The organism is Pseudomonas sp. CHM02 (genome assembly GCF_000612585.1).
Taxonomy (GTDB): domain Bacteria; phylum Pseudomonadota; class Gammaproteobacteria; order Pseudomonadales; family Pseudomonadaceae; genus Aquipseudomonas.
The window spans coordinates 1-16,597 of sequence record NZ_JFCA01000022.1; the positions used below are offsets into that span (position 1 = coordinate 1).

The following is a 16,597-nucleotide window of genomic DNA, read 5'->3' on the forward strand; positions in this document are numbered from 1 at the left end:
TTTTCAGCAGCCGCCTTGAAGCGCCCATCTGTGGCCAACGACAGCGGCAGCACCACCAGACTATTGTGGCGAGCGGGCTTGCCCCCGCTGGGCTGCGAAGTGGCCCCATTCAATGAGGCACACAGTGCATCAGGCACTCATCAGTGCGTGGCTTTCGGGGCGGCTGCGCAGCCCAGCGCAGGGCAAGCCTGCTCACCACAAAGGGAGGCTCGTGTTCACCTGGCAAGGGTTTCCAGCAGCCGCCTTGAAGCGCTCATCTGTGGCCAACGACAGCGGCAGCACCACCAGACTATTGTGGCGAGCGGGCTTGCCCCGCGTTGGGCTGCGAAGCGGCCCCATTCAATGAGGAACACAGTGCATCAGGCACTCATCAGTGCCTGGCTTTTGGGGCGGCTGCGCAGCCCAGCGCAGGGCAAGCCTGCTCACCACAAAGGGGTTCCAAAAGCGTGAGAGACATGGGCCGTCCTTGAAAAGGTATTGAGTCAGTCATCAATCTACTTGACCAACCGCTTTTCCTTGGAGGGGCGATATCCGAAATACGAGCTGTAGCACTTACTGAAATGACTCGGCGAGACAAACCCGCACGCCACCAGCACCTCTACCTGTGACAGCTCTGTGTGCTGCAACAGGCGGCGCGCTTCGGTGACGCGCAGTTCCATGTAGTAGCGCTGGGGCGTGGTGCCCAGTTGTTCTTTGAACAAACGCTCCAACTGCCGGCGGGAGCGGCCGGCGTAGACCGCCAGTTGGTCCAGTTCCAGAGGCTCTTCGAGGTTGGCGTCCATCAGCTTCACGACTTCACGCAGGGGCGCGCTGACGCTGACGTTTTCGGTGGGTTTGATGCGGCGGTAGCGGGACTCTTCGAAGGCCAGGATGTCTTCAATGCCTTCGACCAGGGCTTTGTCATGCAGGCCCTTGATCCAGTCCAGCGCCATGTGGAACGCGCCGGACGGGCTTGAAGCGGTCAGGCGGTCGCGATCGATCACATAGGGTTCGCTGGTGACGTGGGTGGCTTTGGACACTTCCGCCAGCGCCGGGCGATGTTCAGGGTGGATCGCGCAGCGATAGCCTTGCAACAGGCCGGCGCGGCCCAGGAACCACGCACCGTTCCACAAGCCCGCGAGGCTGATGCCGTGTTCGGCAGCGCTGCGCAGCAGGTGGATGAAGTCTTCACTGGCCTTGAGTTCGGTGCGAAAGCCGCCGCAGATCACCAGTAACTCCAGGTCTTGCAGGGCCGCCATATCCAGGCGTGCGTCGGGACGGATGACCAGGCCCAGGTCGCTGATGACTTCTGCGTCGTTCCAGCCGAAGGTGCGCGTGGCAAACAGTTCAGGGCGCAGCAGGTTGGCGGTGACGAGGGTGTCGAGGGTCTGGGTGAATGCGGGCAGGGAGAAGTGTTCGAGCAACAGGAAGCCGACGCGGGTGACCAACGCCGGCTGCAGGGTTTCGTTGAGGTAGCGCAGGTTCTTGCCTTTCATGCCACCGCTGAATTGACGTCTTTCCATCGAGGGTTGGCCCACTCTTATTGTTGATGCAGTGGGCGCCATCTTAGGGGGAAACGCGCGGTCTGTCTCAGGCACTGATCTTGAGAAAACGGCCAGCCCTCAAAGCCCGCAGCAGAACAGTGCAAAGCGCATCTGATACGGTTTTTTCTTTGCTATCTGCGTCTGTATTGAAAAACCGCCCGGGCGGACAATAGCGCCATCCCCACTCCCTTCCCTTCGGAGGCCTTATGACCAAGATGGCACTTTTCCTGTTCGGCTTTTTGGTATTGACCATCGGCATCGGCCTGCTGGCAACCATCTCGCCGGTCTGACTTCGGCCTGGTCAGTGGACAAACAACATCGGGTAGAGCGACAGCACCAGTAACCCGGCCATCGACCAGTTGAACATCCGCAACCAGCGCGGCTCACGCAACACATTGCGCAAGCCGCTGCCACAGCCGACCCACACGCACACGCTGGGCAGGTTGACCACCGCGAACACCAGCGCAATCACCAGCACATTGGTGACGTAGCCTTCCGCCGGCGTATAGGTGGTGATCGCCCCCAGCGCCATGATCCAGGCCTTGGGGTTCACCCACTGGAACGCCGCTGCGCCAAGGAAGGTCATGGGTTTGCCCTGCTCATCGCTGCTGTCGGACATGCCACCTGCCGTCGCGATCTTCCACGCCAGGTACAGCAGGTACGCCGCCCCGGCGTAGCGCAGCACCGTGTAGGCCCACGGAAACACCTTGAACACCTCGCCCAATCCCAGGCCGACCGAGATCACCAGCAGCATGAACCCAATGCTGATCCCCAGCGCATGAGGCATCGACCGGCGGAACCCGAAGTTCACCCCCGACGCGAGCAACATGGTGTTGTTGGGCCCCGGTGTGATCGAGGACACAAAGGCGAATAGCACAAACGCTGACAACAGACTGGTAGACATGAACATGACGCGGCATCCAAACGGAGGTGGTGTGCCTGCGACAGTAGAGGGTTACGGGCCGCCCCGCCCCGTACAGCCAGGGGCAGATTGAGGCATACACTTTTTTGCCGAGTCTTTCACAAACCTTTCACAGACAACCGCCTATGGTGATTCCAGCTCCTAATGAACATCCTTTTAGCCCGCGCGCCCCACGCGGGCTTTTCTTTGCCCGGTATTTGCCACGGGCAAAAAAAGAGGCAAGCCATTGTGCATGGCTTGCCTCCAGTGCCTGTCCGTTGACGCGGGCCGCCGCCACGCTCGACGGTACAGCGCGCCGTCAGTTCTGCGGCCGTTGCTTGGTCGAGTCCAGTTCGGCTTTTTTAGCGGTGCTGATTTCGGTGATCTGCGCGGACTTGGCAATCGCCAGGTCGAACGTGTCTTGCATCTTGGCAATGGCATCGGTAGCGGTGCCTTTCAGGCCACCGTTGGCGGCCCAGTCGAAGTTCCACACGCCCGACAGGTTATCGGCGCCCGCCACGTCGTGGGTTTCGATGGCGGTAAATACATCGGGGTGACGCTCCATGTACTTGGCAGCATCGGAGACATCCGTCGGCACTTTGCCCGAAGCGTTGTTGGCCAACTGGGTCAGTTCCTGCTTGGTAATGGCCGACTTGCCGGTCTGGCGCATGTAATCGGCGATCACCTTGCTGGACTTGGCAATATTCAACTTGTCATCGAACGCCGAAGGTGACGCTTTAGGCGTGTTTGCCCCGCTGCCGGCGGGCGTTACGGTAGTAGACATCGGCGCTGCTCCCCTGAAGGTACGAATGAAATCGTCGTGCTGACGATAGCCTGGCGCCGACGTTAGCATGGGCAATGGGCCATTAATCATGCGCTTCACAACAATTCACAAGGAGCAGCAGAGTTTCGGCAAATGGTCGCTCAGACATGCCCCCCTCCACATGAATCGTGTCAGCCGCAGCGTCACTTCCATCGGCAGCACGACGAAACGATCATCGTCGATGGCGCCACCGTCGCCAGTGGCGGCGAACCTGGCCGCGTGGATCGCGTCAAGGACAGCATTCCGATGGGCCGCGGTGGCGAGCCCGAAGAAGTGGCACGCGCAATCCTGTGGCTGGCCGGTTCAGAGGCGTCGTTTATTACCGGGACGTTCCTGGATGTAACAGGCGGCAAATAAGCGGCAAACCGCGGTTATCGGGAGGTCTGCTGGTCACGGTGACGGGCCAGGCCTTCCAGGGTGAACCGCGCTTGCATCAGCACCACATCCCGTACCAGCTCCATTTCCTTCTGGCTCACTTCGCTCCACTTCAAGGCTTCGAGCAGCTTGGGTTTCTGCACCCGGAAGGCCAACCCCTGGGTAAACAGCGCCATCGAGTGAATGACCGTGCGCTCGTCTTCCACGGCAAACCCGGCCAGGCGCGCGATCAGTTGACGGATGACCCGCGCAATACGTGACTTGAAACGTTCTTCGAAGGCCATCGTCGCACTTTGCGGACACAAGCCGGCTTGATGGCGATCCATGAATGCCCGCCAGGCCGTGGTCTGCGGGCTGTCCTGGATCGTCGACACCACGGTACCCAAGATGCCCAGTGAGGCGTCGATCAGCGCGTGATCGTCTGAGCCTGCGTCGTCCAAAGCGTTTTCCGCAGCCTCCACCGAAGGCGACATCTTGTGCCATAACAGCGTGACCAGGTGCTCAACGCACGCCAGGTACACGCCTTCCTTGCCATCGAAGTAGTACTGGATCGCAGGCGCATTGACGCCAGCGGCGGTGGCAATATCGCGGGTAGAGGCGCCATCGTAGCCGCGCTCGCCAAACACCTCGACAGCCGCGTCGATAATGCGCGCGCGGGTTTCTTCGCCGCGCTGGTAACCACCCTCGGCGGCAGGTTTGTGTCGTGCCATGTGCAGCTCCATTCGAATACCCGACCAAAATATACCAGTTGACAAAAATTCGCGAAAAAAGGAATTTATTCCACCTGTTATAAATCTGGAGTGACCTCGATGTCCGCTGCACCTCCCTCCCCTCAGGTCAGTCATGAAGATACCGTCAACGGTCAACGCGGCAAGGCCCGACGCATCCTGCTCAGCCTGGCGGGCGTCGCACTGCTGGTGGGCGTGTCATGGGCCGCCTGGTGGTGGATCACCGGGCGTTTCATCGAAACCACCGACGATGCCTACCTGCAAGCCGACAGCATCAGCGTGGCGCCAAAGATCAACGGCTACGTGGCCGAAGTGCTGGTGAGCGACAACCAGAACGTCAAGCGCGGCGATGTGCTGGTACGCCTGGATGCACGTAAATACCAGGCGGTGAGTGATGAAGCCTCCGCGACTATTGCCGCACGCAACGCCGACTACGCCAAGGCCCAGGCCGACCTGATACAACAGGATTCGACCATCGCTGAAGCCCGTGCCCAGTTGCAAGGCGCCGAAGCCGATGCGCGGCACGCGCAGACCGAAGTGGCCCGGTACGCGCCGCTGGCCCGCTCCGGCGCCGAACCGGAAGAACGCCTGGCCCAGTTGAACAACCAACTCGCGCAAGCCCGCAGCACGGTGGCGGCCAAACAGGCGGCGCTGCGTTCCAGCCAGACCCGCTACGGCACGCTCCAGGCCCAGCTCAAGCAGGCCCAGGCCCAACTGGGTGTGGCCAAGGCCAGCGAAGCGCAAAGCCAATTGGACGTGGACGACGCCGTCATCCGCAGCCCGCTGGACGGACGCGTGGCCGACCGTGGCGTGCGCGTGGGCCAGTACGTGCAACCCGGCACGCGGTTGCTGACGGTGGTGCCGATCAGCGCGATCTACCTGACCGCCAATTACAAGGAAACCCAAATTGGTGACATGCACCCCGGCCAGACCGTCACCGTGCATGTGGACGCCCTGCCCGGCCGCGACCTGCAAGGCCACATCGACAGCCTGGCGCCTGGCACGGGTGCGCAGTTCGCCTTGTTGCCGCCGTCGAATGCCACCGGCAACTTCACCAAGATCGTGCAGCGCGTACCGGTGCGTATTGCCCTGGACGTGCCGGATGACCTGCGCGCCGCGTTGATGCCTGGCCTGTCAGCCACCGTGGAAGTCGACACCCGCACCCACGCCGCGGACGCCAACCATGGCTGAGGCAATCATGGCCGGGGTGGCCGCCGAGAAACCGCGCAATGCCTCGCTGACCGACTGGATCGCCGTCGCCGCCGGGGCGCTGGGCGCCTTGCTGGCAACCCTGGACGTGTCGATTACCAACTCGGCCTTGCCGCAGATCCAGGGCCAGATCGGCGCCACCGGCACTGAGGGCACCTGGATCGCCACCGGCTACCTGATGTCGGAAATCGTCATGATCCCCCTCGCCGCCTGGCTGACTCGAGTGTTCGGCTTGCGTCGGTTCCTGATCGGCACCGCGTTGACGTTCACCCTGTTCTCGATGTTCTGCGGCCTGTCCACCAGCCTCGGCGCGATGATCGCCGGGCGCATCGGCCAGGGCTTCGCCGGTGGCGCGATGATCCCCACCGCGCAGACCATCGTGCGCACGCGCCTGCCGCCGCATCAACTGGCCATCGGCACCACGATGTTCGGCATGACCGTGATCCTCGGCCCCTTGCTCGGCCCGGTGATTGGCGGCTGGCTGACGGAAAACATCAATTGGCGCTGGTGCTTCTTTCTCAACCTGCCCATCAGTATCGCGCTGATCACGCTGCTGATCACCGGCCTGCCCAGCGAGCGCATGAACCTGCAACGCTTCATCAGCGCGGACTGGCTGGGGATTCTGGGGCTGGCCATGGGCTTGAGTTCGCTCACCGTCGTGCTGGAGGAAGGCCAACGCGAGCACTGGTTCGATTCGCTGTTGATCGTGTGGCTGAGCATCGCCACGGTCACGGGGTTTTTCCTGATTGCCGTGGGCCAGTTCCGTTCGAGCACGCCGATCCTGCGTCTGCAACTGCTGCTCAATAAAAGCTTCGGCAGCGTGTTGCTGATCGGGACGGCAGTGGGCGCCGGCCTCTACGGCACGGCGTACCTGGTGCCGCAGTTTCTCGGCATTTTGTCCGGTTACAACGCGCAGCAATCCGGCTCGATCATGCTGCTGTCAGGCATCCCGGCATTCCTGCTGATGCCGATCCTGCCGAGGATGCTTGGCCGCTATGACCTGCGCTGGATGGTCGGCGCAGGCCTGTTGCTGTATTGGGCCAGTTGCTTTGTAGACACCCAGCTGACCGCCGACAGCGTCGGCCATGATTTTGTCTGGTCGCAGCTGCTGCGCGGCTTCGGGCAGATCCTGGTGATGATGCCCCTCAGCCAACTGTCCATGCGCTCGGTCGACACCCGCGACGCCGGCGATGCGGCCGGGCTCTATAACATGTCACGCAACCTCGGCGGCACCATCGGCCTGGCGCTGCTCGGCGTGTTGATGGACCGTCGCAGTCATTTCCATGACGACATGCTGCGCGAAGGCATCCTGGCCAACAGCCAATTGACCCAGGACCAGATGGCCAGCAACACCGCCAGCTACCTGGCACAGACCGGCGACGCCTCCACCGCCTCGTTGCAAGCCATGGCCCAACTGGCCAATGACATCGCGCGGCAAGCGTCAGTGCTGGCCTACAACGACTCGTTCTACGTACTGGGACTCGCAATGCTGGCGTGCCTGCCCCTGATCTTCATCCTCAAAAAGCGCACGGTATAACCATGATTGCTCGTTCCTTTCCCTTGCTCCTGACCGTTGGCCTGCTGTCCGCCTGCACGGTGGGCCCGGACTACTCAGGTGCCCCCAACGCCGCGCCGAAAACCCTCGCGGCCGGGCATTTGCCCCATGCCGACCGCCAAGCGCCCAGCGCACCCGCCGTGGCGCAGTGGTGGCGAACGTTGAATGACCCGCCGCTCAATGAACTGGTGGACATGGCGCTGCAAAACAGCCCGGATATCGCCACCGCCCAGGCCCGCTTGAAGCAGTCCCGCGCCAGCCTCAGCGGCGCACGCGCCGACGGCATGCCCAAGGTCACCGGCGACGCGGCGATGCTGAAACTGCGCTCGCCCGACACCTCCGCACTGGGTGGCGGCGGTGGCGGTCGTGGCCCGCTGACGCTCTACCTCGCCGGCTTCGATGCCAGCTGGGAAGCCGACCTGTTCGGCGGCACGCGCCGTGCAGTCGAGGCGGCGCAAGCGCAAGCCGATGCGGCCCAGGCACAACTGGCCGACGCCCAGGTGCAACTGGCGGCCGAAGTGGTACAGGCCTACACCGACCTGCGCGACCAACAGGCGCGACTGGCCCTGGTCGACGCCAGCGTCGACATCGAAAACCAGGCCCTCGACCTGACTCAGCAACGCCGCAGCCGTGGCGTGGCCTCACAGTTGCAACTCGAACAAGTCCTCACCCAGGCAGAAAACACCCAGGCCCAACGCCTGCCCTTGCAAGCCGCCATCGTTGAATCCCTGGACCAACTCGGCTTGCTCTGCGGCCAGGAACCCGGTGAACTGGACAGCCGCCTCGCCACCGCCAAAGCCCTGCCCGCCATTCCCGGCGTGGTGCCCGTAGCCGATCCCGCCGCCGTGCTCAAAGCGCGCCCCGACATCCGCGTCGCCGAACGTAAACTGGCCTCCAGCAACGCGCAGATCGGCGAGAAGACTGCCGACTGGTTTCCCAAGCTCAGCCTGATGGGCGATCTGTCATTCTCTGCCGGCGACCCCGGCCACCTCGCCCGCAAGGACAACGGTAGCTGGCTGATCCTGCCGCGACTGACCTGGAACGCCTTGGACTTCGGCCGTGTGGCTGCCAGCGTCAAAGGCGCCGAGGCCGGCCGCGATGAAGCGCTCGCGCAATACAAAAGTGTTGTACTGAGTGCGCTGCGCGACGCCGATGTCGCCCTGGCTCGGTACGGGCATCAGCGTCAGAACGTGGTGCTGCTGCGCAGTGTGGAATCCTCGGCGGTGCGTGCGGCCGACCTCACTCGCCAACGCTACCGTGCCGGCACCGCGAGTACCCTGGATTGGCTGGATGCGGAGCGCACGCGGTACCAGGCGCAGGAGAGCCGGATTTCGGGGGATGCGGAATTGCTCAAGGATTTTGCTTCGCTGCACAAGGCATTGGGGTTGGGCTGGGCGATGTGACACACATCTTCGCCATGCGCCGCCTGACCTGAGGGAACAGGCCGATCTGGCTGAAAGTGGGGATGGATATCACGGGGTTTGCTCTGAAGCCTTTGGAGCAATAATCAGATCTGACGCGCTGTAGCGACGATTACAGCTCGCACTGGAGCCAGTCCCCATCCATCCGCCGCAAAGTCTACATATCAGCGAACCCCAGGCTCTGGCTGCTCAGGATAATTAACCTTGTTTAGCAAGACGATCAGTTGGGTAATTTTGTCTCCCGCCAGCCTGATGTAATTGGTGAGAATGACGGGGTCGGGTAAACCGGTTTTGTCGAAGTCGCCATCATTTTTGAGATGCACAATGTAAGTTCCCTGGTTTTCGTACGCACTCACCAGTTCAACCCGAATGTTATCGCCAAAAATTTCCTTCTCCGCCCACTTTGAGATCGCATCCACCCCAAACCATTCCCGGCTCGCGTCATTCAGTAAAGCGTCCGAAGCAAAGGTTGCAGCAAATGCCTTGGCATCCGGTGTGTTGTGAGCCTGAATATGCTCAAGAATGACCTGTGGTAGAGCGTGGGTAACGTCTTTCATAGGAACCTCCTTAGATAGAGTCACCAGCATAGAGCACCCGACTGACAGAACCTGTCAGGAGCGTTGTCTTGAGCTTTGAAGCCAGGCGTACTCGACTCAGCTTGCTCGTTGATCAATCCCCCCTGAAGTTTCGGCTCCCCCACCCTTTTCTTCGGGCAATAAAAAACCCCGTAGACGTTAATCTACGGGGTTTTCAAGAGTGGAGGCCGAGGTCGGAATCGAACCGGCGTAGGCGGATTTGCAATCCACGAAAATATCAATTTTTATCAATAGCTTATGCATAGATCTATTCCGCATCTAAAGCATTTTAGGCTGGCTGTAGCCCGCTGAAACCGTGTGGTTTCATTTCCATTGCGGAATTGATTTTCTACGCTTCGTCGCCTGAGGTCGCACCAGCTGACAACCTCGATTACTGTATGCACATACAGTTACTGAGTTTACCCACCATGAACATCGACGAAGACACCTCCAAGTGGCTTGGCTGCCCCACGCCCCTCGAAATGTACCAACACCAGTGCGCCCTTCTTGAGGACGAGCTCATCCAGACTGAGGCGATGCTCAGAAAGGCGCGCGCCAATGTAGCCGGTCTGGTGCAGATGAATGACCTGCTCGCCACCGGCAAGGCATCAGCAGAGGCTGCGCTCAGGCAAGCACTTGAGCGCAACTCAGCCATGAATGATGAAGCACCTGACAATATGAGCTTTCGACCCATCGATTTAGTTACCGGTCAGCGCGATCACCTACTTAGGGAGAATCAGCGGCTGTTGATGGAGTTGAAAGTCCTCAGGGGGCCACACCCCTGACGTACGCCTGGCAAGCCCGCAGCGCGATCAGTCCTTGGTCACCGGCGTCGGTGATGGCGATAATTCGTTGAGCATGCGCTGGGTCAAGTTTGGCTCGACGGGCTGCATGAACCAAGCCGACGGCGCCGGGGGTGGAAGGCACGCTGCAGCCACTGGCTGAATCCTCGAGTAGGACTGACAACCGCAAATCAGAAGTGGCAAGGCGATCGCGCAGGCGAGCCTGATCACGCTGGGCATCGGATAACTCCTTGGTGTGTTGTTGGTCTTGGCGGGCTAGCTGCTGTTCTGTGGCCAGGCGTTTACCCTGCTCGGCGCGGGCCTGAGCGGTGGCGGCATCGCTGATCGTGGCCAGGTCATCCTTGTGCAGGCCGGCCTGCGCGGCGAGCTTCTCGCCCATGCGCCAGTCCTGCACCTGCCAGGCGCCCCCAAAGCCGATGGACAGCGCCAGCAGGATCGACGCCAGGATCTGACCCGGCGTCATCACGGTACATCCTTGAAGAAAATGTGGTGACCGAGGCGCAGCGTCTCCTTGGCGCCCGACGCCCAGTCCGGCGCCTTAGGCATGGTCGTGGCGTAGTAGTGGGTGGCGCCGCCAGTTGGATCGGCCGCCGCACCGGACATCACCAGGTCGGCGGCTTTCTGGGCCTGGGCGAACTGCGCGGCCGGGATCGGCTTAGCTCCACTCAGGTAGGCGTAGTTCGGGTCGTTCTGGTTCCAGCAACTGAATTGCCACGGCTTCAGGCATACGCCAGCGTAGCCTTCGCCCCACCAGGACTTGGCCTTTCCGTCGAGCACGCGGTTGCGGATCGTCCAGGCCACGGCAATCTGGCCGGCCAGCCCTTCGCCGCGAGCCTCGCCCCAAAGCGTGCGCGCCAAAACATCGCGGTCTTTCTCGGTTGCGCTCATACTTTCTCCAGGCAAAAAAATACCGGCTCGAGGCCGGCGTACGGAAGAATCTGCAGCAACTGCTGCTCGGTGATCGGCATGGCTTTCCCCGCGCAATAGCTGATCTGTATTGTTAACGAGCGCCGCTATTTTCAGGCGGTTTTCGAGACTGAAGAGCTTATTTCCATCCCACCAGACGGTTTGGCTGGCCAAGACGCTTCTTGCGGCCAGCCGACTTGACTGGTAACACGCCCGAGCAGGATCCCGTACTGTTTCCACTTCGTCAGCTGGGTTTTACGCACTGGCAGCTCCGCCTCTTCCTCGGGAGTAGCCCAGAACTCTTCGGCATCCGGATCATCCTTGGCGGCGATCGCATCTTGAAGCGTGGAGATACGCGAAGTCAGAGCAACCTTTTGCGAGTCGCACTCTTGATTCAAGCTAGCAAGCACCGCGGCCTGGCCAGCCAAGATGTCAGCAGCGGTAGGCGGAGGGTAAACCGGATCCCCTGGCGGCCCTTGGTCGGCCGGCAGGAAAACAACACCCTCGGTAATGACATTCATCGAAGTAATGCCGACCCAGTTTTTAATCCCATGCGGGGTGCCGTCCGGGTTGAACCAGTAGTAGACCGCCCATCCTAGAAATGTTTCCTGCGGCAGAACTTCGCTAACTTCGCTTTCTGGAGCTTCGATTGCATCGGTCATATGCTGTCTTCCCATCCAAAAGCGCTAAGGTGGCTAACTGTGGCATTCGACGCGTAATAGACGTTTCCGCTCTCCGGCACTATCCGCATCAAGAAATTATTCTGGTTTGAGTTCGCCGAGCTGTTACTGATGTTGGACATCGGCATATTTGTTGCGGAGTTGACTGCACCATAAGAATTGTTAGGTGCTGCGGTTGTCTGCGTTGAGGCGCCTTGGTTGTATAGCCCTAGGTACAAGACTGCATCTGTCGGTGCTAAGAATGGTGCCAAGGGCACAGGGGTCCATGTCGGCGTGACCGGGTTGCCCGATATGCCGGAGATTAACCTTGGCAATCCCGGGACGTTTCCTCCAACCACGTATTGCCCATTGCGACCTCTCTGCAAATAGCTGAGCGGGAATCTGCTACCCGTAGCATCCGTAAAGTCTCGGGAAACCCGAGCCCGGTGGGTAAACGCGCCAGGGAGTGGAGTGGCCGGGTTTACGTCCGGGGTTAGCCATCCCTTCGGTGCGGTGCCGTCCCAGATCACATGAACGTAATAAAGAGTTGATGCCAGCTGACTATTGGCAGCGCCAGATGCCAAGCCGCCTGCCCCAGCCACTGCGAACGACGCCGTACATGACACGTTACGCAGCGTGATGAATTGGCCCGCCGCGTTCTCGACCTGCAACTCATCAGCAGTGATAGTAATCACTGAATCTGTTCCCGTGGCCGACACTCGAAGATTAAGCGCGCCCCCACGAATGCCAACTAGGTTTGTAGTTGGAAGAGGATCAATCAATACAACATCTGTGCCGTCATATTGAATATCAGCGATTTGATCGATTGCGAATGTCGCCGCAACCTTTGCACCAAGCGCGTCGTATTGTTTTAAAGCTTTCGCACCTTTCCCTGAAATATTGATGGTGTCCGCGCCGGTACTTGCACGGTTGAATTTCACGTTGAACCGCTGATTAGAGTAGGCCGTGATGGCTGGGGCTGGAGTAAGCGTCAACGCACCCGCTGGACCAGCAGTAGTGAATGCAGTTGCCGACTGACTTTGCAGAGCAGTTGACAGTTTTTTCGATGTCACTGCTGCAGCATCATCCGTGCCTGCATTGACCTGCGCCTGGGTTGCGATCTTGAGCCAGCCGAACGCTGACTCAGTAGCCTGCGTGATCACCTTGGCAATTGCCTGGAACACTCGGAGCGGGCTCATTGCCTTGGTAGACGACTCGCCTGCCTCGGCCTCGGCCTGGGTTGCGAACGCAACAGAGGACTCCGAAATTTTCAGATCAATGGCCGCGCTCAGCTGCGCGTTGTCGTCTTCGTCGGGCGTGAGGCCAGCATCTTCGATAACCTTAATCATTTCCAGGGTTACAGCATTACCCCAAGCAGAAGGAATCAGCGAACCAGGTGTGGCGGCCAGCGGATCCTCATCAATAAACTTTCCATCGACCAGACCTACGCCGGGAACACTTTTAGGAAAATCCACGTTTCACCCCTTAGTCATAATTGATGTGCACAACGGTGTGCGCCGGAGCCGGTCGACGGATAAGGCACTCAAGCGCGTCTCCAGGATTGGTTCCGAACCGCTCACCCCAGAAGCTCGCGCCGAATCGTCGGCCAGTACGCAGACGGCCGCCTGTGTTAAGTACCCACATAAACTGGGCGCCCCACGTGCCGAAATGCGCGGCGCCAAAACGGGAACGCCCCATACGGGGCGCTCGGTATTCGGAGATGGTTGCCCCTGGATAACCTTGACTCACTGCGATTTCGATGAAGTACGCTCGGCTCTGCCCGCCTACCTCTACCAAGCGCCGGCGAACAGCAAGACGGCGATCCTCAAACGCCGGATTGAGACCCAAGCATTGGTCTGGCAGCCCCATAATCTTTTCCCAGTCAGGTACCAGTTCGCTCACTCCGCCTGGGTCCATTTCGTTGAGAAGGTCCGCCGCTCTGCCGTCAAGCCTTGCGAACTCCAGGGAGACGCCTGACAGGATCAGCCCAACCTCAGGGACCAACTCCGGATCCCACGCAGGACCGGCCGGGAGCAGTGCTTGCAGTTGGGCGCGGTATTGCTCGGCCGTTCTTAATCCAGCCATAGGCAACCCCCAAAGGTCAGCAACTGATTGCTTGCGGCCGGAACGTCAGCAGTTGGCAACAACAACACATGATCGGTTTCGCCCGTGGCACTGCTGATGGACTCGCGAATGTGACTGATCAACAGCTTGTCGCCCAGCCCAGCCTCGCGGCTGTGGAGATCCTGCAGCTGCGCTGCGACAGCCGCACGCACCGTGCCGGTGTCGGGTGTAAGGTGAATCTGGTACACCACCGGCACCTGCACCGGCGCGAGCACGTACAGCTCTGCTGTGACGGGCCGCAGCGGCTCGATATAGGCTTTTACCTCCGCGAGCTGTGCGGCGTCAGGGATAGGATTTGCGTCATCATCGCGCATGACGAACAGACCGACGGTGCCTGGCCCAAGGAAATTACGGCGGCACCAGGCACGGGTAATGCCGGGCACTTCCAAGGCCCAGGTTTCGTAGTCGTCGCCGGAGCCGCCGTGAGGGATAACGCGGTACGATCGCACAACCCGCGCACGTAGAGACTCGATGCTTTCCTGAGCGATACCGCCGATCAATCCGGGCGCCAACACAGTGAAGGTACTTACAAGCCCCTCGACTGGCTGAGTAAGCGTCAGCACCATGCCAGGTTCAATGTTGCCAAGAACGCCCGCATCGACAGCTTCAAGCTTGGCGATGTTGGTACCCGCGACAGTAGTCACGCCTTCGGTCACGCGGTACGCCCGGCCATCATTGGCTTGCATTACCGTATCAACATCCACCACACGGCCAGCGGCCGCCGTGAAGCTGGCAGTACCTTCGGCCGGCTGGGCAGCCTTACGCGGCTGGCTCAAGCGCAAGTTGGCAATGCGCTCCAACGTTTCTTCATCTGCTGTGTCGGGCAAGATCTGTTCAGCAATCCAGTCCAGATAGCCATACAGCCCGTAGGCCACGCCACTCAATGCACGCGACAACACCTGCGCATCGGAGCGCCGTAGCGCATCGCTGGCCAGGTCACTCTGGGTACGGCTGACCAGCACCGGTAACGTTGGCGTTTCAAACGGCATAGATCACCTGCCACAGTTGGTTTGAGTTGATTTCCAGGCGCGCCCCGGTGCTGATGGTGAGGATGACCCGCAGGTTTAGCCGGTTGACGTCAGCCTGCTCGCTGAGGATCTCGATGTCGGTCACACCTTCGTCTTCAACCAGCCAGCGCAACGCCTCACGGGCGTAGAACTCAGCATCACGACGGGTATCGGCCGTCAGCTTGACTCGCCGCAGCAGCCACAGCCGCGAGCCAATACGGTCGTCGGCGATGCTGGGATAGCTGTCACCCCACCAGCCATAACGCTCATCGTCATCGAGTGGGTCATCCGTCGCGGCGCGACGCCAGGTGAACAGGCTGATCACCACAGCACGCACCAGTGACGCCTCTCGGTTGGGTGTGATGATCATCCAGCACCTCCCACGGGCGGCCCGCTTTGGCCTTGGCCGGGCATCACGTCGCCATGCAGGTGCTCAATCTGACTGACGCCACCGGCGACCTGGTCGCCTTCGGAAACGATCTGCCCGGTCTGCGTGATCATCGGCGTATCGAAGTTCACTGCCACACCCGCCTTGATATTCAGGGTCTGGGTTTCGATGTCGATGATTCGACCGCGCTTGAAGTGGATCTTGTCGCCTTCGTCGGTGTAGATAGCCACCTCCCCCGGCTTCATCGACTGAATCCGGTAACGCCGGTCAGACACCACCAGCACAATCCCATGGGAGCGATCGCCACCCAGGAACGCAGTGATGCCCTCAGCACCAGGTAGCGGGTGACTGGTTAGTCCATAGGGCTCGAAATGCTCCAGGTTGTCTTTGACCTCACCAGCGAGCAGTCGCATTTGCAGGGCTTGCATTTTTTTCGCGGCGTTGCCCAGCACCACCGTACCGCGCACAAGCAAGTTCATCAGGCTCATTCGGATGGCTTCCAGTCAGCGGGGAGTAGGTATTCGAAGTTGTCGGCCTTGCCGCCCTTCTTGAGCTTGCGGTCTTTGTGGCGGTCGTTGGGTTCGGGCTCGAAACTGTCCGGTGGCCCCACCACCATCGTGGTGATGGTGCCGCTGTCCGTGAGCGAATAAGTGATTTCGGAAATCAGCATGTCGCGGTCCATCCCAATGATGGGATCCACCACGCGCACCAACATGTTGTGCTTCCACAGCGCGCCGTTCGACTGCCGCCATCCCTGGACTTTATAGGTGGTGCTCAAGGCTTTGCCGATGCGGGTGACGCTTTCCCAACGAGCCCTGTCCATTGCGAGCTTGTCGCTCAACTGGCCCGACTCCTTGATGATCATCACCCGCTTGCGCGTGGTGCGGTCATCCGTGACAACGGCTGAGACCTCTGCCGCTTTTTCACCGAACTCGGTGTCGGTCCCGCTACGCTGGCCAAGCACCCGGTACTCAGAAAAAACCCCTGAGAAATCCAGGCCCGCGTCTCCGGTCAGGATGTTGCGCCCCACCTCCAGCTTGTCGCTCGCCCAGCCTTCACTCCCTGGCTTCGCCAGCACGGCCATGCCGGTCGCGTCATCGGTGGAGAACACCCGGAACAGAGTCAACAGTCGGTCGATGGATTCAAACACCGTCTCGCCCGGTTCGATCGTGTGATCCGACAGCGTGCCGGTGTCGGCAATCTCGCTCCGTACTTTGATGCCATAGGGCGCAGCCAGCGCCTTCACGATGGCAAGCACGCCCTGCCCGCTCCACTGACCCGGCTTGTTGATTGCCGCACAGTCCACCAGATCAGCGGTCAACGATCGACCGGAGATCGTCAGGGTGATGCTTTTGTCGTCGTAGCTGATCGGCGAAGCGAACACCCAGCCAGTCAGCACCAGGTCGCCACCAATGCGCACCTGGCATTTGGAGCCCTGGCGAATCGGTATCGCGATCGGTTGGCCTGGCCACTTCCAGGTTATGCCCAGGTTGAAGTCGCGGGCCTGACGTTCCAGCCCCGCGGAGATCTCAACGTTTTTCCAGCCGCCATAATCCAAGCCGTCAACGGTGAGGCTGACGGCATTCTCTGCATCGAGCAT

18 protein-coding genes and 1 pseudogene are annotated in these 16,597 nt (G+C 60.5%); 5 read left to right on the forward strand and 14 right to left on the reverse strand.

Annotation, left to right across the window (positions count from 1 at the left end; genetic code table 11):
- Positions 1-494: 494 nt before the first annotated feature.
- From BM70_RS0114135 to BM70_RS0114150, 3 genes are all read right to left on the reverse strand, one after another.
- On the reverse strand, positions 495-1,502 hold the full coding sequence (locus BM70_RS0114135) for a GlxA family transcriptional regulator (protein WP_081782070.1): 1,008 nt from the start codon (positions 1,500-1,502) through the stop codon (positions 495-497).
- Between the two features lie 322 nt (positions 1,503-1,824).
- On the reverse strand, positions 1,825-2,433 hold the full coding sequence (locus BM70_RS0114145) for a LysE family translocator (protein ID WP_025856607.1): 609 nt from the start codon (positions 2,431-2,433) through the stop codon (positions 1,825-1,827).
- Between the two features lie 310 nt (positions 2,434-2,743).
- A complete protein-coding gene (locus BM70_RS0114150; protein WP_025856608.1) occupies positions 2,744-3,208 on the reverse strand; it encodes a hypothetical protein in 465 nt (154 codons plus the stop codon).
- Positions 3,209-3,442: 234 nt separating this feature from the next.
- Here BM70_RS0114150 and BM70_RS32380 point away from each other — a divergent pair.
- Positions 3,443-3,604 (forward strand): annotated as a pseudogene (locus tag BM70_RS32380) (SDR family oxidoreductase); the annotation flags it as partial.
- A gap of 14 nt (positions 3,605-3,618) precedes the next feature.
- Here the strand turns inward: BM70_RS32380 and BM70_RS0114160 are convergent.
- Positions 3,619-4,332, reverse strand: coding sequence for a CerR family C-terminal domain-containing protein (locus BM70_RS0114160; protein WP_025856610.1), 714 nt, complete (start codon positions 4,330-4,332; stop codon positions 3,619-3,621).
- Between the two features lie 99 nt (positions 4,333-4,431).
- On the opposite strand from BM70_RS0114160, the gene BM70_RS0114165 reads away from it, so the two are divergent.
- From BM70_RS0114165 to BM70_RS0114175, 3 genes are read left to right on the forward strand one after another with little or no spacing between them, the layout of a single operon-like run.
- Positions 4,432-5,541: an HlyD family secretion protein gene (locus BM70_RS0114165; protein ID WP_025856611.1), complete on the forward strand. Its 1,110-nt coding sequence runs from the start codon at positions 4,432-4,434 to the stop codon at positions 5,539-5,541.
- Positions 5,534-7,096 (forward strand): DHA2 family efflux MFS transporter permease subunit, encoded by a 1,563-nt coding sequence (locus BM70_RS0114170; protein ID WP_025856612.1) that lies wholly within the window; start codon positions 5,534-5,536, stop codon positions 7,094-7,096. The genes BM70_RS0114165 and BM70_RS0114170 overlap by 8 nt, the downstream gene beginning before the upstream one ends.
- A 2-nt stretch (positions 7,097-7,098) precedes the next feature.
- On the forward strand, positions 7,099-8,517 hold the full coding sequence (locus tag BM70_RS0114175) for an efflux transporter outer membrane subunit (RefSeq protein WP_025856613.1): 1,419 nt from the start codon (positions 7,099-7,101) through the stop codon (positions 8,515-8,517).
- Between the two features lie 182 nt (positions 8,518-8,699).
- Here BM70_RS0114175 and BM70_RS0114180 read toward each other — a convergent pair whose 3' ends face one another.
- Positions 8,700-9,092, reverse strand: coding sequence for a nuclear transport factor 2 family protein (locus BM70_RS0114180; RefSeq protein ID WP_025856614.1), 393 nt, complete (start codon positions 9,090-9,092; stop codon positions 8,700-8,702).
- A gap of 446 nt (positions 9,093-9,538) precedes the next feature.
- Here BM70_RS0114180 and BM70_RS0114185 point away from each other — a divergent pair, with 446 nt between their 5' ends.
- Positions 9,539-9,895 (forward strand): hypothetical protein, encoded by a 357-nt coding sequence (locus tag BM70_RS0114185; RefSeq protein WP_025856615.1) that lies wholly within the window; start codon positions 9,539-9,541, stop codon positions 9,893-9,895.
- On the opposite strand, the gene BM70_RS31270 is transcribed toward BM70_RS0114185, so the two are convergent.
- The 9 genes from BM70_RS31270 to BM70_RS0114235 form a co-directional block, all read right to left on the reverse strand.
- Positions 9,876-10,376 (reverse strand): lysis system i-spanin subunit Rz, encoded by a 501-nt coding sequence (locus BM70_RS31270; RefSeq protein ID WP_043274253.1) that lies wholly within the window; start codon positions 10,374-10,376, stop codon positions 9,876-9,878. The two genes, BM70_RS0114185 and BM70_RS31270, sit on opposite strands and share 20 nt — an antisense overlap.
- Positions 10,376-10,801 carry a cell wall hydrolase gene (locus BM70_RS0114195; RefSeq protein ID WP_025856617.1) on the reverse strand — a complete coding sequence of 142 codons (426 nt, stop codon included), beginning with the start codon at positions 10,799-10,801 and terminating at the stop codon, positions 10,376-10,378. Before BM70_RS0114195 ends, BM70_RS31270 begins: the two co-directional genes overlap by 1 nt.
- Positions 10,802-10,932: 131 nt before the next feature.
- Positions 10,933-11,481, reverse strand: coding sequence for a hypothetical protein (locus tag BM70_RS0114205; protein ID WP_025856618.1), 549 nt, complete (start codon positions 11,479-11,481; stop codon positions 10,933-10,935).
- The gene (locus tag BM70_RS31870; RefSeq protein ID WP_025856619.1) at positions 11,478-12,953 is read right to left on the reverse strand and encodes a hypothetical protein; all 1,476 of its coding nucleotides are present in this window, start codon (positions 12,951-12,953) and stop codon (positions 11,478-11,480) included. The genes BM70_RS0114205 and BM70_RS31870 overlap by 4 nt, the downstream gene beginning before the upstream one ends.
- A 10-nt stretch (positions 12,954-12,963) precedes the next feature.
- Positions 12,964-13,563: a YmfQ family protein gene (locus tag BM70_RS0114215; protein WP_025856620.1), complete on the reverse strand. Its 600-nt coding sequence runs from the start codon at positions 13,561-13,563 to the stop codon at positions 12,964-12,966.
- Positions 13,551-14,591 (reverse strand): baseplate J/gp47 family protein, encoded by a 1,041-nt coding sequence (locus tag BM70_RS0114220; RefSeq protein ID WP_025856621.1) that lies wholly within the window; start codon positions 14,589-14,591, stop codon positions 13,551-13,553. Before BM70_RS0114220 ends, BM70_RS0114215 begins: the two co-directional genes overlap by 13 nt.
- The gene (locus tag BM70_RS0114225) at positions 14,581-14,979 is read right to left on the reverse strand and encodes a phage GP46 family protein (RefSeq protein WP_025856622.1); all 399 of its coding nucleotides are present in this window, start codon (positions 14,977-14,979) and stop codon (positions 14,581-14,583) included. The genes BM70_RS0114220 and BM70_RS0114225 overlap by 11 nt, the downstream gene beginning before the upstream one ends.
- Entirely contained in the window at positions 14,976-15,485 is a 510-nt protein-coding gene (locus tag BM70_RS0114230) for a phage baseplate assembly protein V (protein ID WP_025856623.1), read from the reverse strand. The genes BM70_RS0114225 and BM70_RS0114230 overlap by 4 nt, the downstream gene beginning before the upstream one ends.
- Complete coding sequence (locus BM70_RS0114235; protein ID WP_025856624.1) at positions 15,482-16,597, reverse strand: phage baseplate assembly protein; 1,116 nt, start codon at positions 16,595-16,597, stop codon at positions 15,482-15,484. The genes BM70_RS0114230 and BM70_RS0114235 overlap by 4 nt, the downstream gene beginning before the upstream one ends.

Bases quoted from the DNA above. Each gene is read 5' to 3' on its own strand.
- BM70_RS0114225 (WP_025856622.1), bottom strand. From the start codon at position 14,979: ATGATCATCACACCCAACCGAGAGGCGTCACTGGTGCGTGCTGTGGTG.
- BM70_RS0114180 (WP_025856614.1), bottom strand. From the start codon at position 9,092: ATGAAAGACGTTACCCACGCTCTACCACAGGTCATTCTTGAGCATATT.
- BM70_RS0114230 (WP_025856623.1), bottom strand. From the start codon at position 15,485: ATGAGCCTGATGAACTTGCTTGTGCGCGGTACGGTGGTGCTGGGCAAC.
- BM70_RS31270 (WP_043274253.1), bottom strand. From the start codon at position 10,376: ATGACGCCGGGTCAGATCCTGGCGTCGATCCTGCTGGCGCTGTCCATC.
- BM70_RS0114165 (WP_025856611.1), top strand. From the start codon at position 4,432: ATGTCCGCTGCACCTCCCTCCCCTCAGGTCAGTCATGAAGATACCGTC.
- BM70_RS0114195 (WP_025856617.1), bottom strand. From the start codon at position 10,801: ATGAGCGCAACCGAGAAAGACCGCGATGTTTTGGCGCGCACGCTTTGG.
- BM70_RS0114175 (WP_025856613.1), top strand. From the start codon at position 7,099: ATGATTGCTCGTTCCTTTCCCTTGCTCCTGACCGTTGGCCTGCTGTCC.
- BM70_RS0114160 (WP_025856610.1), bottom strand. From the start codon at position 4,332: ATGGCACGACACAAACCTGCCGCCGAGGGTGGTTACCAGCGCGGCGAA.
- BM70_RS0114220 (WP_025856621.1), bottom strand. From the start codon at position 14,591: ATGCCGTTTGAAACGCCAACGTTACCGGTGCTGGTCAGCCGTACCCAG.
- BM70_RS0114185 (WP_025856615.1), top strand. From the start codon at position 9,539: ATGAACATCGACGAAGACACCTCCAAGTGGCTTGGCTGCCCCACGCCC.
- BM70_RS0114170 (WP_025856612.1), top strand. From the start codon at position 5,534: ATGGCTGAGGCAATCATGGCCGGGGTGGCCGCCGAGAAACCGCGCAAT.
- BM70_RS0114145 (WP_025856607.1), bottom strand. From the start codon at position 2,433: ATGTTCATGTCTACCAGTCTGTTGTCAGCGTTTGTGCTATTCGCCTTT.
- BM70_RS0114215 (WP_025856620.1), bottom strand. From the start codon at position 13,563: ATGGCTGGATTAAGAACGGCCGAGCAATACCGCGCCCAACTGCAAGCA.
- BM70_RS0114135 (WP_081782070.1), bottom strand. From the start codon at position 1,502: ATGGAAAGACGTCAATTCAGCGGTGGCATGAAAGGCAAGAACCTGCGC.
- BM70_RS0114205 (WP_025856618.1), bottom strand. From the start codon at position 11,481: ATGACCGATGCAATCGAAGCTCCAGAAAGCGAAGTTAGCGAAGTTCTG.
- BM70_RS0114235 (WP_025856624.1), bottom strand. From the start codon at position 16,597: ATGCTCGATGCAGAGAATGCCGTCAGCCTCACCGTTGACGGCTTGGAT.
- BM70_RS0114150 (WP_025856608.1), bottom strand. From the start codon at position 3,208: ATGTCTACTACCGTAACGCCCGCCGGCAGCGGGGCAAACACGCCTAAA.